The organism is Neisseria subflava (genome assembly GCF_003044645.1).
Taxonomy (GTDB): Bacteria; Pseudomonadota; Gammaproteobacteria; order Burkholderiales; family Neisseriaceae; genus Neisseria; species Neisseria subflava_B.
Window position 1 is genome coordinate 160,328 of the sequence record NZ_POXL01000003.1, and the last position, 15,933, is coordinate 176,260.

Here is a 15,933-nt window from a genome sequence, read left to right on the forward strand (position 1 = left end):
AAAAGTGGCGCAAACTGTCGCGGTAGGGCAGTGTTATAGGAAGCCGGTGTACGGTCTTTGTTTTATCAATCAGCCTGAATTAAACCTAAAAAACAGATACTTCGCCTTGCTTTAGCTCAAAAGAAATATTATTACATTTTATCTCTGTATTAAAAAAGCCGTCTGAACGTTGAGGTTTCAGACGGCCTGGTTTTGAATTTTAAACTTACAAATATGCCAGCTTTGCATTGCCTTCGCGAGGAATAGGGCGCGGATTGCCTTGTGCATCGATGGCAACGTAGGTGAACACGGCTTCGGTGACCAGTTGGCGGTCTTCCGTTACCATGTCGTTCATCAAAGTCTTCACCCATACTTCGATTTTCAGTTGCAAAGAAGTATTGCCTACGCGGACGCAATGACCGTAGCAGCACACGACGTTGCCGACTTTTACCGGTCTGATGAAATTCATTTCTTGAACAGCCACGGTTACAATTCGTCCCTGCGCGATTTCTGCCGCCAAAATACCGCCGCCCAGATCCATTTGTGACATAATCCAGCCGCCGAAGATATCCTGATTAGGGTTGGTATCGCGCGGCATGGCTACCGTACGCAATAAAAGTTGTCCTTCAGGTGCAGCATGTGTTTGTTTGTTGTCAGCCATAAATAATCCTGTCAAAAAAGTGCTATTTTACGCCATTTGTGGCGCTAAACCTATGTAGGCCGTCTGAAAAATCAGCAGGTAAAGTGTTACAATTAAATATATTCATCAGACAAAGGAGAAAGCTCATGCATCCGATTCAAGAACCACGAAATAGCGGCCTTTTACGCGTATCCGACATTCACGAAATCTACTGGGAGGAATCAGGCAATCCGGATGGTCATCCCGTGATTTTCCTGCATGGCGGCCCCGGAGCAGGCGCATCACCGGCCTGCCGAGGCTTTTTCAATCCAGAACATTTCCGCATCGTCATCATCGACCAACGCGGCTGCGGACGTTCCAAACCCTATGCCTGTATCGAAGACAACACCACATGGGATTTGGTTGCCGATATTGAAAAAGTACGCGAAATGCTCGGCATTCAAAAATGGCTGGTTTTCGGCGGCTCATGGGGCAGCACCTTGTCGCTGACTTATGCCGAAACCCATCCCGATCGCGTCAGCGGCTTAGTTTTGCGCGGTATTTTCCTGTGCAGGCCGTCTGAAATGGCATGGCTGAATGAAGCAGGCGGCGTCAGCCAAATTTATCCGGCTCAATGGCAAAAATTCATTGCTCCCGTAGCTGAAAACAAACGCCACGCCCTAATTAAAGCCTACCATGAAATGCTGTTCAGCGAAGATGAAGCCACGCGCCTCAAAGCAGCCAAATCATGGGCAGATTGGGAAAGCTACCTTATTCAGTTTGAACCAAAAGACGTGGATGAAGACCCGCAAGCCTCCCTTGCCATCGCAAGAATGGAAAACCATTATTTCGTGAACGAAGGCTGGCTGCAGGGTGATAAAGCCATCTTGGCAAACATCGACAAAATTCGCCATATCCCAACCATCATCGTCCAAGGCCGCTACGACCTATGCACCCCGATGCAAAGCGCGTGGGAGCTGTCGCAAGCCTTCCCAGAAGCAGAATTGAGAATCGTCCAAGCAGGCCACTCTTCTTTTGACCCTTCGCTTTCTGAGGCTTTGGTAAAAGCAGTGGAGGATATTAGAAGCAAGTTATAAAGGTTAATAAATGACAATGCCGTCTGAAAAAGTTTCAGACGGCATTTTTTAGTTAGGATAAATGTAATTTAAATATATTTAAGAAATTATATTGCAGTTGAATATTTGCGAGTATATGATTGGTGGTAAGTTACAGTAATAGTATTGTATGCCATGAAATTTACTTTTATTGCACATGTTCGTCAAACTGATAAGTGTCCTCAATCTGTTCAAACCCATTTAGTAGAAACGTCAGAACTTGCAAAAATATTTGCTCGAAAACTAAATTTAGAACCAGTGGGCGAGCTGCTCGGACTCATGCATGATTTCGGTAAATACTCCCGCAAATTCCAAAAATATATCCACGATGAAACGGGTTTGTTCAATCCTGACTTGGATGATGAAGAAAGTACGCCGAACGGCAGTAAAGTGGATCATTCCACCGCCGGTGCACAATGGGTTTACCGCGAATTGAGAAAATCTGATAAATCTAATAACCATGGAGATGAAATTAAAGATAAGGGCATCGGTGAACTGTGTGGACAGATATTAGGTTTGTGTATTGCCTCACACCACGGCGAAGGCTTGATTGACTGTTTGGATAGAGAAGGTAATCCGAAATGGATTGAGCGGTTTAATAAAACTGATGAACTGACGCATTTGGCGGAATGCGAACGAAATGCCGATGAAGTCGTTCAGCAAAAAGCACATGAATTGGCAGGAGAAAACCTGATTCGCAGCCTACGGAATGCAGTGGAGCCGATTCTTTCTGACTCAACGGTCAATGACAAAATCAAAGAGTTTTATCTAGGCTGCCTGACCCGCTTTCTGTTTAGTTGTCTGATTGATGCCGACCGCATCAACAGCTCGGATTTTGAGAGGGAAGCTCAAAAAGAAGTCCGCCGCTTGACCGAAAAACCTGATTGGCAAACGGCAATCGATAAACTGGAAGCCAAATTAGCAGGTTTTGAAAATCGTCCTGCCGAAGAAATCAAACCTATTGACGAAATCCGCCGCAAAATTTCAGACGACTGTCTAAAAAGAGCATCAGATTCTCAAGGCATTTATACACTCACAGTACCGACCGGTGGCGGCAAAACATTGGCCAGTCTGCGCTACGCTCTGCATCATGCGCAAAAGCACAATCTCGACCGCATCATCTACATCATTCCCTATACTTCCATCATTGATCAAAACGCGGAAGAAGTTCGTAAAATTTATTGTTTAGATTTGAAAGAAGATGACAATGGTGAATTTCATTCATGTAGAGAATGTTCAGAATGTGAGAAGTGGGTGCTCGAACACCACTCCAATTTAGAACCCGAAAAGCAAAGTTGGCAGGACAAACTGCTGTCCGAAAACTGGGATAAGCCCATTGTGTTTACCACCATGGTGCAGTTTTTGGACACATGGTTCGGCAGCGGTACGCGTGGCGCGCGGCATATCCACCCGATGACCAATGCGGTGCTGATTTTTGACGAAATCCAAACACTGCCCGTGAAATGCGTGCATTTGTTTTGCAACGTATTGAACTGGCTGACGACATTCGGCAAAAGCACGGCGGTTTTGTGTACGGCGACGCAGCCTTTGCTCGGTGAATCGGGCTTGCAGAATTTCCCTGAAGGGAAAAGGAAAAGCATTGCCGCGCGCGGTTTGTTAAAGCAGCCTGCACATGCCGAAATCATGGGAACTGATGAGCAAAGAGAAGAGCTTTATAAAAAGTTATCGCGCGTGGAAATCCGATTCAACGAAAAAGCAGGCGGCTGGAATGTAGAAGAAGCAGGCACATTTTTGCTGGAACAGTTTCAGACGACCCAAAGCTGCCTGTTTATTGTCAATACAAAAAAATGGGCGCAAGAGCTTTATCAGTATTGCAAGGGGCAAAACGTGCCATCCGAAGCCTTATTCCATCTCAGCACCAACCAATGCGCGGCGCACCGCAAAGCAATTTTTGACACTATCAAAGCTCGTCTGAAAAACAAACAACCCGTTATCTGCATCAGCACCCAGCTGATTGAAGCCGGTGTGGATATTTCCATGGCTTGCGTGATTCGCGCCTTGGGTGGGCTGGACAGCATTGCCCAAGCAGCGGGGCGTTGCAACCGGCACGGCGAGAAAGAAGGCAAAGGGCAGGTGTGGGTGCTGAATTTGCAGGAGCAGGATTTTACGCGGATATTGCCCGATATTCAGGCAGGCAAAACCCATGCCGAACGCGTGTTTCGCGATTTTGCCGGGCAGGATATTTTGCAGCCAGAAGCGATGAAGCGATATTTTGAATATTATTTTTACCAGCGCAGCGATGAAATGGTTTATCAAATAGGAACAAAGGGGGAAGATCATTTATTGAATTTATTAAGTGATAATTGTCGCAATAAAGGTGCATCAGATAAAAAAAGCGGTATGTTAAAAAATAATATTTTAAGAGAAAATAATTTTTATCCTTTATTAATGCAGTCATTCAAAAGTGCGGGACGGGCTTTCCAAGCCATTGACGCGCCGACCCGCGCCGTGATTGTGCCGTATGGCGAAGGCAGGGATTTGATTGCTTCGCTTTGCGGCGAATGGAACCCGAAAGAAATGTACCGCACGCTGGCCAAAGCTCAGCGCTACAGTGTGAATGTATTTCCGAATGTGTGGAAACAACTGCAAGAAAATCAAGCCTTGCAAGAGGTACAGGCAGGTTTGGGCATTTATTATTTAAAAAACGAGCATTACACCGATGAATACGGCTTGTCGGTGGATAAAACCGGCATCATGCCTACATACAATTTTTAGACGAAGGAGCAATATGAACAGCACAATCACTTTCCGCGTATGGGGACGGCAGGCGTTGTTTACCGATCCCGTAACCAAAATCGGCGGCGAAAAGTTCAGCTACCAAGTGCCGACTTACGAAGCACTTAAAGGGATTTTAAAAAGCATTTACTGGAAACCCACATTGATTTGGCACATCGACAAGATCCGTGTCATGAAGCCGATTCGTACGCAAAGTAAATCCATCAAACCAAGGCAATGGGAATCACCAAAAGGTATCGATCATACGCTTGCGATTTACACCTTTCTGCAAGATGTGGAATACCAAGTACAAGCACATTTTACTTGGAACGAATACTGGCAAGAACTCAAAGACGACCGCAATCTCGGCAAACATATGGCGATCGCGAAACGGATGCTGGAGCGCGGCGGAAGACAGGATATTTTTCTCGGTACGCGCGATTGTCAAGGTTATGTTGAGCCGTGCGAGTTTGACAGCCCAAGCCGGGACGGCAAAGCAGGCTTTTACGATGGATACGGCAACTTGGATTTCGGTCTGATGTTCCACAGCTTCGGCTATCCTGAAGAAACTGGAAAGCCCGAATTGGTCAGCCGTTTTTGGCAGGCCAATATGCAGCATGGCGTGATTGAATTCCCAAATGTAAACGATGATGCATGCCGTCTGAAAACCCGCTTTATCCGCGAAATGCAGCCTGAAAAACCGTTCAAGCGCGGCGAAAACGTCAAGCCTGTGGAAGACGAAGCCAAGGAGCTGGAATTATGAGCTGGATGCAGAAATTGTATCAGACATATAACGAAGTTGAAAAAAGTGCTGATTTATTAGACTTAGATAAAGAAACTCTTGCGCCACTATGGCATAGTCCGCAAACCGCACATATCAAAATTGTTTTGAGTGCTGATGGTAATTTTATTTCCGCCGAAGTATTGCCAGACAAAACAATAGTGATGCTGCCTGTAACGGAAGATTCTGAAGGGCGTACAAGCGGCTTGGCTCCACATGCTTTAGCAGATAGTTTGCAATATATCGCTAAGGATTTAGCGCTTACCTATACCGCAGAAATAGTGCGGGAAGTAGAAGGGAAAAACGGCAAAAAGAAAATAGTTAAAGAGAAAAAGGAAGATCTTATTTTTAATCTCTATTCTGAACAACTGGATAGGTGGTGTACTTATACAAGTAGTCCTAAAGTTCTTGCTATACAGAGATATGTACACAAAGGAACGATTTTAGCGGATTTAATTAAAGCAAAAGTGGTACCGATAGACAGCGGTGGAAAACTTTTGGAATCTTGGAGTAAGAAAGACGGCGATATACAAGATAAACCTAAATTATTGGATGTGTTGGGACAAAATCCCGAAATTCGCAAAGCTTTAGTTATTTGGTCGGTGCAAACACATGATTTGGTTTCTGAAACTTGGAAAGATAAAGAGGTTCAACAAAGTTGGAGCAAATATTATCAAGATACTCTGATCAGTCGATTTTGTTCAGTAACTGGTAAAGAACAGAAAATCCGCGAGAGCCACCCTGCTAAGTTAACTTATTCAGGTGATAAAGCAAAACTGATTTCTTCTAATGACAAAACAGGTTTTACTTATTTAGGTCGTTTTGAAGAGGCTAATCAAGCAGTTGCCATATCTGCCGAAGTTTCACATAAGGCGCATGCTGCATTACGCTGGTTAATCGAACGTCAAGGTATCCGCAATGATAACCAAGTAACTGTCGTATGGGCAACTAGATTTGCGAATGCTGATGAGGATAAAGTCTTGTCTTTACCGTATCGGGCTGAAACAGATATTTATACTGCATTATTTGCCGAGGATAATATTAATGAAGCTGCTGATTTTGGTTTTGATGCGGCAAAGATCATGAAGAAAAGGTTAAACGGATATAGAGCAAAATTGCAAGACAATGATCAGATATCCTTACTTATTTTAGATGGAACAAGTCCAGGGAAAGGGCGTGCTGCATTAACTTACTATCAAGAGTGCTTACCTAAAGATTATTTTGCCAACCTAGATGCCTGGATAGACGACTTTTCTTGGTATCAACGTTATAAGCCTAAAGAAGGTAAACCTTGGTTATTTGTAGCCCCATCTATAGAGCGTATTGCAGATACGATTCTTAGCAAATCTGAATTGGAGGATAAGAGTAAGAAAGCCAAAAAACAACTCTACGCCCGTTTGCTTCCCGTAATTGCCGGCGGAAAAAATGTGCCGATTCCTTATGATTTGGTGCAAAAAAGTTTTCAGACTGCTTGCAATCCCAACGGCAGCGAATATTGGGAGTGGCAACGAAATATCGGCGTTGCCTGCGCTTTATACAAAGGTTGGTATGTCCGTCATCACGATTTAGATTTATCAGAAAGGAAAACTTACTTTATGAGCTTAGAAAAAACAAATCAGTCGCGCGACTATTTATATGGGCGCTTGCTTGCACAAGCAGAAAGTTTGGAGTGGTATGCCTTATATTTGCAAAATGGCAAAAAAGCACCTACTCGAGCAACCAATGCAGAGCGCTATTTTCAACAATTTGCACAGCGCCCTTATAGCACATGGCTAAATATTGAAAGTGTCAAACTTGTGCCATATAAAAACTATTTGACCAGTTTGGGAAAAGATTTTTATAAACAAGCTATTGGAGAAATTATGGATCTATTCGAAAACGATGACTTTATGTGCGATGATAAATTAAGCGGTGAATTTCTGCTTGGATATCATTGCCAAAAAATGGAAATCGATCACCAAATTGCCGAGCGAAAAGCTGCCAAGGCCAAGCAAAAGAAAACCGAAACCGCTGAATAACCTAACATTGAAAGGAAAGCAACATGAGCTTAACCAAAAAAATCGATTTCGCCTTAATTATCGGTGTACAAAATGCCAATCCCAACGGAGATCCTTTAAACGGCAACCGCCCACGTGCTGATTTTTTTAATATCGGTGAGATAACAGATGTTTGTCTGAAGAGAAAAATTCGTGATCGCTTGCAAGAAAATGGGGAAGTTATTTTCGTACAATCAGATGAAAAGAAAACTGACGGTATGGCGAGCTTAAAAAATCGTGCTGAATCAGAAGAGTTTGGTTTAGGTAAGAGTGCCTTTGAATTTAAAAAAGGTGATAAAGATAAGAGTAAGAAAAAGGATCAAACGAAAAGTGCAGCATGTGCAAAATGGTTTGATGTGCGAACCTTTGGGCAGGTATTTGCGTTTGGGAAAGGTCAGAATGAAGATGGTGTCTCTATTCCTATTCGAGGGCCGGTTACTATTCAATCTGCTTTTAGTGTTCAACCAATACGCATCATTGATAATCAAATTGTGAAAAGTGTTGATAGTGATAATACTGAAGGAAAAAAAGCAAGAATGGGTATGAAATACCGTATAGATAAAGGTATTTACGTTGCCTTTGGTGCCATGTCGCCACAGCTTGCCGAGCGCACCGGTTTTTCAGACGACGATTCCGAAAAAATCAAAGCCGTACTCACCAAACTCTTTGAGGGTGACGCATCGTCCGCCCGTCCCGAAGGCAGCATGCAGGTGTTGAAACTTATCTGGTGGGAACACAACAGCAAAGCAGGACAATACTCTTCTGCCAAAGTGCATGGTAAGTTAAAAGAAATTATTGAAGAAAAAATAAAAAATAAATCCATTGATGGACTGATTGGGGACATAACCGAAGAAAAACTTACTGTTACGGGAAATGGAGCGTCATTGAAACCCGAAATCCTTGATGGTTTTTAACTTCTAAAAACGTTCAAAAAGATGACCGCACTTTTAACCGAAAGCCAAGGGGAAAATCAGGACACGCGCCTGATTCCCCTTTCCGCTTTGCAACACTACGCCTTCTGTCCGCGCCAATGCGCGTTGATTCATAACGAGCAGACGTGGGCGGAGAACTATTTGACCGCGCAGGGCAAGGCGCTGCATGAACGGGTGGATTCGGGCGAGCCGGAAACGCGCAAGGGTGTGCGCTTTGAGCGGACGGTGCATGTGTCGGCGGAGAAACTGGGCATCAGTGGCGTGCTGGATTTGGTAGAAGTAGAAACGAAAACAGGCCGTCTGAAACCTGTGGAATACAAACGCGGCAAGCCCAAACCTGACCCGATGGACGAAATCCAGCTTTGCGCCCAAGGCTTGTGCTTGGAAGAAATGACGGGGCAAACCGTCTCTGAGGGCGCGCTGTGGTATATGCAAACCCGCCACCGCGTCCCCGTCGTGTTTTCAGACGACCTGCGCGCCCAAACACTCGCCACCATCTCAGCCGTGCGCGACCTTCTAAACAGCGGACAAACCTCGCCGCCCGCCTACGGCAAACGCTGCAAAGCCTGCTCGCTAGTGGAGATTTGCCAGCCGGAGTTGCTGGGAAAACGGGATAGGAGTGTGGGGTATGTGGAGGGGTTGTTTGGGGAGTGAATTCTGTGGTTATTAAAAAGTGAAAATAACTGTTTAGTAGGAGTAAGTATGAAAATCTATATTGATGAATCAGGTAATAGTGGGGATCTTGTTCAGAGAAAAATTGATTTAACATTTTCAAATCAGAATATTTTCACACTTTCAGCTGTGAAAATACCTGAAGATGTATATTCTAAACTAGAAAATGAATTTATTCCTGAGTTAAAGAAAAAATATAAAATTCAAAGTGGTGAAATAAAATCTTCAAACTTATTTGATAAAAAACCAAAAGTAATTTTAGAAATTGTAGATTTTATCAAAGATAATAATATTGACTATTTTATAGAAATAACCGACAAAAAATATTATATATGCAATTCAATGGTTATTCATCAGGTAATTCCTCCATATTTTATACCAAGAGAAAAAGAGTTGAATGGAGAGTGGCAAATATTACGCGAAATATATATGGATACTCTCATCAGAAATATAGGTGAGTCTGAGTATCAATGCTTCTTTGAAGCATGTAAAAATATTAATGAAGAATCTCTATTAAAATCGTTTAATACCCTGAAAGAATTCTTTTCTACAAAAGTTGAAGAAGAAAAAGATTTATACGTAAAAGATATTTTTCAAGGCATTGTAAATGATGTTAGTATATCTATAGAAGATTATTTTGATATTAAAGAGAAAGAAGGTTTAGATAATGCAGTAAGAAAGTTTATTCCTATTCCAGATGAAAATAAAAAAGGGCAGTTAACTTATTTATTACCACAAATTTCATCACTTACCAACCTTGTAGCTAGAGTTAACTATTTTAATGGTAATCTTGAAGATATTAATTTCATACATGACCAGCAGGTTCATTTTGATGATATGTTATCTTACAATGTTCAAAAGATGTTGAATGTAGGAGAAACAGGATATAAGTTTACAAATTTTAATATTAAAAAACCAATTAATATTACTTTCGATACCGATTCAAAGAATAATGTGGGAATTCAAATTGCAGATATTCTTTCTGGATTTACAATGAGATATATGCAAAAAAGATTTAAAAATGAAGATATGGATGATATCTATCATGAAATATTTGAAAATATAGAATATAACAAGAACTTATCAACCATTAATTATATGATTGGAATTTCTGGTTTTGTAAAACTAAACAAGGGATATACGCGAAGTATTGAAATTAGTGATAAAGCAAAAAACATGGAAAATGAATATATTAAATATTTAGTTTTTCAGCATATGAAAAATGAAATGCTTAACCTAACCTACAGATAATTTTCAGGTAGCCCACCTCTGTTAAACGTCTCCAAACTGCGTTCAAACCCTAAGGAGCCTCCCATGCGCAAACTGCAAAACACGCTCTATATCACCACCCAAGGCAGTTATCTGCATAAGGAGCGGGAGACGCTGGTGGTGGAGCAGGAGCGTAAGAAGGTGGCGCAGCTGCCGGTGCATTCCATCGGGCATATTTTCTGTTTTGGGAATGTGCTGGTGTCGCCTTTTCTGCTGGGGTTTTGCGGTGAAAATAATGTGAATTTGGCGTTTTTTACCGAAAACGGGCGTTATTTGGGACGGCTTCAGGGGCGGCAGAGCGGTAATGTGCTGCTGCGTCGGGCGCAGTATCGGGTGTCGGAGCAAAATCCTGTGCCGATTGCGCGTAATATCATTGCGGCGAAGATTCAGGCGAGTAAGCGGGTGCTTCAGCGGCAGATTCGCAATTATGGCGAGAATGCGGCGATTCAAAGTGCGGTCGATTCTTTGAATATTTCACTGCGGCAGTTGAAGGGGGTGGCAGAGCTGGACGTGGTGCGCGGTATTGAAGGCGATGCGGCGGCGCGTTATTTCGGCGTGTTCGGGCAGCTTTTGAGCGAAAAAAGCGGCTTTTCTTTTGACGGGCGCAACCGCCGTCCGCCCAGAGACGGGGTGAATGCGCTGTTGTCGTTTGTGTACAGTATTCTGGGCAAGGACATTAGCGGTGCGCTGCAAGGCGTGGGGCTGGACCCGCAGGTGGGCTTTCTGCACGCCGACCGTCCGGGGCGCGACAGTTTAGCACAAGATATTTTGGAAGAATTCCGCGCGTGGTGGGCGGACAGGTTAGTGCTGTCGCTGATTAATCGAGGGCAAATCAAACCTCAGGATTTCGTTACCGAAGCAAGTGGCGCGGTAAGCTTAAAAGCCGATGCGCGTAAGCTCTTGTTCCAAGCTTTGCAGGCGAAAAAACAGGAAAAAATCGTTCATCCGTTTTTGGGGGAGGAAGTGGAAATCGGACTGCTACCGTATATTCAGGCAATGCTGCTGGCGCGACACTTGCGTGGAGATTTGGCGGAATATCCGCCGTTTTTGATGAGATAGCTTTGCAGGCCGTCTGAAAACGGGTTGGACGTGTTCAGACGGCCTCTAAAGCAGCCTGCACATGGGAATACAAAATGCTGATGCTGATTACTTATGATATTTCGCTGGAAGACGCGGAAGGGCAGACAAGGCTGCGGCGTGTGGCGAAATTGTGTCTGGACTACGGCGTGCGCGTGCAATATTCGGTTTTTGAATGCGACATTGCGCCCGACCAGTGGGTTGTTTTAAAAGACAAACTTTTGAAAACCTACAACCCCGAAACCGACAGCCTGCGCTTTTACCATCTGGGCAGCAAATGGCGGCGCAAAGTGGAACACCATGGCGCAAAACCGGCGTTGGATGTGTTTAAGGATACGTTGATTGTGTGAATCGCCAACCTGCGGTTCTCATGAAAATGCGGCAGGGTTGGCGAACTGGAATTGTTCTTTAACAATCAGGATATTGCAAATGCGGGTGTAACGGACAAGGCTGTGTTATACTCGCGTTCGCGCTTTTCTTGGGAGCCTAGCGAAATCGGGGCTGCGAAACCTGATGGAGCAAGGCTTTTGAGAGAGGCACCAGCCGCCTTCGGGCGGCTGTGTGTTGAAACCAGTTTCCAACCAATACGGGGAAACGTCTAACGCTCCAGCCGCCTTCGGGCGGCTGTGTGTTGAAACTCGCATATCTTTTCTGCCATCTCGTCGTTGTATTTCCAGCCGCCTTCGGGCGGCTGTGTGTTGAAACCTCAATGGCTAAGCCACCCCTTTTGCCGTCGCCAGCCAGCCGCCTTCGGGCGGCTGTGTGTTGAAACGTCGTCATAGTCCATACCGTCGTCAAGCATTGCGCCAGCCGCCTTCGGGCGGCTGTGTGTTGAAACAGCCTTAACAAACAAGTTTGGTTATTGCACTGCTTCCAGCCGCCTTCGGGCGGCTGTGTGTTGAAACCATTTTGACCATCTCGAGAGATGAAAATTTTTTTTCCAGCCGCCTTCGGGCGGCTGTGTGTTGAAACTTCATTGCTTAATCTCTTGTAAAAGTCTAGGGGCCAGCCGCCTTCGGGCGGCTGTGTGTTGAAACTAATAAAAGCCGTTTTATTAGTCGGGCATTTATCCAGCCGCCTTCGGGCGGCTGTGTGTTGAAACAGTACGCCGCGTTATGGACTTACCCAACCACCTCCCCAGCCGCCTTCGGGCGGCTGTGTGTTGAAACGATATTGAAGATGTATTGCCCAATAATTCGGGGAACCAGCCGCCTTCGGGCGGCTGTGTGTTGAAACGTATACAGGTGTCGGGAATTTGACTGCATAGCTTTCCCAGCCGCCTTCGGGCGGCTGTGTGTTGAAACTTCTGATTGTTCGTATGGGTACAGCTTGTCGAGCCCAGCCGCCTTCGGGCGGCTGTGTGTTGAAACGATGGAGTTGAATTTGTAACCCACAAAGGATTACCCAGCCGCCTTCGGGCGGCTGTGTGTTGAAACTATTCTCAGACGGCTGAAGGAAGCGTGATTACAGTCCCAGCCGCCTTCGGGCGGCTGTGTGTTGAAACCAGTCGATGCGTGAGGGTATGGCGGATGTCGTGTCCAGCCGCCTTCGGGCGGCTGTGTGTTGAAACATTTTTTCTTCCGTACTCATCGACTCGTATTGCCCAGCCGCCTTCGGGCGGCTGTGTGTTGAAACGGAGAGAAATCCAAAACACTGGATTCTTGGTCAACGCCAGCCGCCTTCGGGCGGCTGTGTGTTGAAACACGAGTCCAAACAGTTCTATGCCATTGAAGATAACCAGCCGCCTTCGGGCGGCTGTGTGTTGAAACTCGTGCGGAAGTCTGGGTAGTTGCTGGCGTTGCAACCAGCCGCCTTCGGGCGGCTGTGTGTTGAAACAGACGGCTGGGAAAAGCGTTTATATAAGTTTTTGACCAGCCGCCTTCGGGCGGCTGTGTGTTGAAACAATCTTTTGCCGATACAGCAAAAGTTGGCGATGTAACCAGCCGCCTTCGGGCGGCTGTGTGTTGAAACATGAATCCGATCAGAATTGAACCTAAACCAACAACCAGCCGCCTTCGGGCGGCTGTGTGTTGAAACATAAATTGCGTCCATATGAATCAATCAATCAGGACCCAGCCGCCTTCGGGCGGCTGTGTGTTGAAACAGATTATGGACAATGATTATGCTGGCGCGGAAGTGCCAGCCGCCTTCGGGCGGCTGTGTGTTGAAACGTCAGGTACTCGAACAGGTGCTGGCTGATATGCTCCCAGCCGCCTTCGGGCGGCTGTGTGTTGAAACCTCTCTACTTGCAAGCTGTTGACCGACAGAACCACCCAGCCGCCTTCGGGCGGCTGTGTGTTGAAACATCGGCTCAGTTGCTGAACCACGCATGTCTGGGTCCAGCCGCCTTCGGGCGGCTGTGTGTTGAAACTTGTTGGTTTGGGTGTGTCTCTTGTTTCTTATGACCAGCCGCCTTCGGGCGGCTGTGTGTTGAAACCATGACAACCGCATGGCATTTGAACAGTTCTTTATCCAGCCGCCTTCGGGCGGCTGTGTGTTGAAACAAAAAATCGGAGACAACAGGGCCGAGGATTTCGGCCAGCCGCCTTCGGGCGGCTGTGTGTTGAAACTGCATGGCAGAATGCAAATCCTCCAAACAGGCGGCCCAGCCGCCTTCGGGCGGCTGTGTGTTGAAACACGGTCGCGTGCTGGCTTGGGTACCTGCGCAGCCCAGCCGCCTTCGGGCGGCTGTGTGTTGAAACGGACTTTTGCAGACCGTACGGATACCGACTGGAGCCAGCCGCCTTCGGGCGGCTGTGTGTTGAAACAGGGCATGGTACGGAATCCGACTTAGACTTTTACCAGCCGCCTTCGGGCGGCTGTGTGTTGAAACTATATAATAGGATTCTTATAGCGCGATTTTCGCCACCAGCCGCCTTCGGGCGGCTGTGTGTTGAAACAAAGTAAGGCATTTAGTGGCACAAGGTCGTCTAAACCAGCCAGCTGGGTGTTGAAACTCTGCCACCGTATCTCATGTCTGAGTAGGGAAGAGGGGCTGTATGTTCAAATATCGTCCAAGCAGACCGCTCTTCTTTTGATCCTTCGCTTTTCGAAGCTTTAGTGAAAGCTGTGGAGGATATTAGAAGCAAGTTATAAAGGGTAATTAATAAAAATGCCGTCTGAAAAAGTTTCAGACGGCATTTTTTTCTATTTACATATTAAATTTAATATCATATTATCATTGAATCTATATCAATTTGAATTTTTTAGAATTTCAATATGAAACCCCTAATTTACTACGCCCATTCCGCCCAAGACAAACTCGGCAATCTCTTACCTTACGAACATTGGCAAACCTTGCAAAGCCATTCGGTCAATGTTGGGGAAATGGCGGCGGAGTTTGCTCGGGTATTCGGGGCGCAGGAAATTGCCTGCCATACTGGACAGCTTCATGACTTAGGGAAATATTCAGAACCATTTGACCGTCGATTGCATGGTGGTCCTTCAGTCGATCATGCCATCGTTGTAGTCAAAATTGCAAAAATGCTTGCTTTAGAGTGGAGGTCAAAGTATAACCTGTTGTTATCTCACTTAGGCTAGATAACTTTATTAATGAATTAAAAGGCAAAAATAATGGAAATTAAACAAACCAATTCAACCATCAAATCTCGTGCGGCGGTAGCATTTGCCCCAAATCAACCCTTACAAATTGTGGAAATCGACGTAGAAATGCCACGCAAAGGTGAAGTGTTAATCCGCAATACCCACACGGGCGTGTGCCATACTGATGCGTTTACGTTATCAGGAAGTGATCCTGAAGGCGTGTTTCCTGTGGTGCTTGGACACGAAGGTGCGGGTGTGGTTGTTGCTGTGGGCGAAGGTGTGTCAAGTGTAAAACCGGGTGATCATGTCATTCCTCTTTATACCGCTGAATGTGGCGAATGTGAGTTTTGTCGTTCAGGTAAAACCAACTTATGCGTTTCAGTACGTGATACGCAAGGTAAAGGCTTAATGCCGGATGGCACGACACGTTTTTCTTATCAAGGTCAGCCGATCTATCACTATATGGGCTGTTCGACTTTCAGTGAATATTCTGTTGTTGCCGAAGTTTCACTGGCGAAAATCAACCCAGAAGCCAACCATGAACATGTATGTTTGCTCGGCTGCGGCGTCACCACAGGTATTGGTGCGGTGCATAACACAGCAAAAGTGCAAGAAGGCGACTCTGTGGCCGTGTTTGGCTTGGGAGCGATTGGTTTGGCGGTGGTGCAAGGTGCGCGTCAAGCCAAAGCTGGTCGCATTATCGCTATTGATACCAATCCTTCAAAATTTGAGCTGGCAAAACAGTTTGGCGCAACTGACTGTTTGAACCCGAACGATTACGATAAACCGATCAAAGATGTGTTGTTAGACATCAACAAGTGGGGCATTGACCATACCTTTGAATGTATCGGCAATGTAAACGTAATGCGCCAGGCATTAGAAAGTGCACATCGTGGTTGGGGACAATCCATTATTATCGGCGTAGCAGGTGCAGGACAAGAAATTTCAACGCGTCCGTTCCAGTTGGTCACAGGTCGTGTTTGGAAAGGCACGGCATTTGGTGGCGTGAAAGGTCGCTCTGAACTGCCAAAAATGGTGGAGGATTCAATGAAAGGCGACATCGAGTTAGAACCGTTTGTAACCCACACAATGACACTGGATCAAATCAATGAAGCCTTTGAGTTAATGCACGAAGGTAAATCGATCCGCGCTGTTATTCATTACTAAGGTACGC

At 45.5% G+C, this 15,933-nt stretch carries 12 protein-coding genes and 1 CRISPR repeat array; of the genes, 11 read left to right on the forward strand and 1 reads right to left on the reverse strand.

Annotated features, from left to right (window positions below):
* Positions 1 to 205 precede the first annotated feature (205 nt).
* Entirely contained in the window at positions 206 to 640 is a 435-nt protein-coding gene (yciA, locus tag DBY97_RS04445; protein ID WP_107857581.1) for an acyl-CoA thioester hydrolase YciA, read from the reverse strand.
* A 125-nt stretch (positions 641 to 765) separates the two neighbouring features.
* Here yciA and pip point away from each other — a divergent pair, with 125 nt between their 5' ends.
* The 11 genes from pip (at position 766) to DBY97_RS04500 (ending at position 15,926) form a co-directional block, all read left to right on the forward strand.
* The gene (pip, locus tag DBY97_RS04450) at positions 766 to 1,695 is read left to right on the forward strand and encodes a prolyl aminopeptidase (protein WP_107857582.1); all 930 of its coding nucleotides are present in this window, start codon (positions 766 to 768) and stop codon (positions 1,693 to 1,695) included.
* Between the two features lie 153 nt (positions 1,696 to 1,848).
* A complete protein-coding gene (locus DBY97_RS04455) occupies positions 1,849 to 4,449 on the forward strand; it encodes a CRISPR-associated helicase/endonuclease Cas3 (protein WP_107857583.1) in 2,601 nt (866 codons plus the stop codon).
* Between the two features lie 13 nt (positions 4,450 to 4,462).
* Entirely contained in the window at positions 4,463 to 5,212 is a 750-nt protein-coding gene (gene cas5c, locus DBY97_RS04460) for a type I-C CRISPR-associated protein Cas5c (RefSeq protein ID WP_107857584.1), read from the forward strand.
* Entirely contained in the window at positions 5,209 to 7,248 is a 2,040-nt protein-coding gene (gene cas8c, locus DBY97_RS04465) for a type I-C CRISPR-associated protein Cas8c/Csd1 (RefSeq protein WP_107857585.1), read from the forward strand. The genes cas5c and cas8c overlap by 4 nt, the downstream gene beginning before the upstream one ends.
* 23 nt (positions 7,249 to 7,271) lie before the next feature.
* Complete coding sequence (gene cas7c, locus DBY97_RS04470) at positions 7,272 to 8,180, forward strand: type I-C CRISPR-associated protein Cas7/Csd2 (protein ID WP_107857586.1); 909 nt, start codon at positions 7,272 to 7,274, stop codon at positions 8,178 to 8,180.
* A 21-nt stretch (positions 8,181 to 8,201) separates the two neighbouring features.
* Positions 8,202 to 8,852 carry a CRISPR-associated protein Cas4 gene (cas4, locus tag DBY97_RS04475; RefSeq protein ID WP_107857587.1) on the forward strand — a complete coding sequence of 217 codons (651 nt, stop codon included), beginning with the start codon at positions 8,202 to 8,204 and terminating at the stop codon, positions 8,850 to 8,852.
* Between the two features lie 48 nt (positions 8,853 to 8,900).
* Positions 8,901 to 10,121, forward strand: a complete 1,221-nt coding sequence (locus DBY97_RS04480; RefSeq protein WP_107857588.1) for a DUF3800 domain-containing protein — start codon at positions 8,901 to 8,903, stop codon at positions 10,119 to 10,121.
* A 63-nt stretch (positions 10,122 to 10,184) separates the two neighbouring features.
* The gene (cas1c, locus tag DBY97_RS04485; RefSeq protein ID WP_107857589.1) at positions 10,185 to 11,198 is read left to right on the forward strand and encodes a type I-C CRISPR-associated endonuclease Cas1c; all 1,014 of its coding nucleotides are present in this window, start codon (positions 10,185 to 10,187) and stop codon (positions 11,196 to 11,198) included.
* A gap of 74 nt (positions 11,199 to 11,272) precedes the next feature.
* On the forward strand, positions 11,273 to 11,566 hold the full coding sequence (gene cas2 / locus DBY97_RS04490) for a CRISPR-associated endonuclease Cas2 (protein ID WP_107857590.1): 294 nt from the start codon (positions 11,273 to 11,275) through the stop codon (positions 11,564 to 11,566).
* 189 nt (positions 11,567 to 11,755) lie between these two features.
* Positions 11,756 to 14,116: a CRISPR direct-repeat array (repeat unit 32 nt; unit sequence CCAGCCGCCTTCGGGCGGCTGTGTGTTGAAAC).
* 319 nt (positions 14,117 to 14,435) lie between these two features.
* Positions 14,436 to 14,756: an HD domain-containing protein gene (locus DBY97_RS04495; RefSeq protein WP_107857591.1), complete on the forward strand. Its 321-nt coding sequence runs from the start codon at positions 14,436 to 14,438 to the stop codon at positions 14,754 to 14,756.
* A gap of 33 nt (positions 14,757 to 14,789) precedes the next feature.
* A complete protein-coding gene (locus DBY97_RS04500) occupies positions 14,790 to 15,926 on the forward strand; it encodes an S-(hydroxymethyl)glutathione dehydrogenase/class III alcohol dehydrogenase (RefSeq protein ID WP_107857592.1) in 1,137 nt (378 codons plus the stop codon).
* The last annotated feature ends 7 nt before the right edge of the window (positions 15,927 to 15,933 follow it).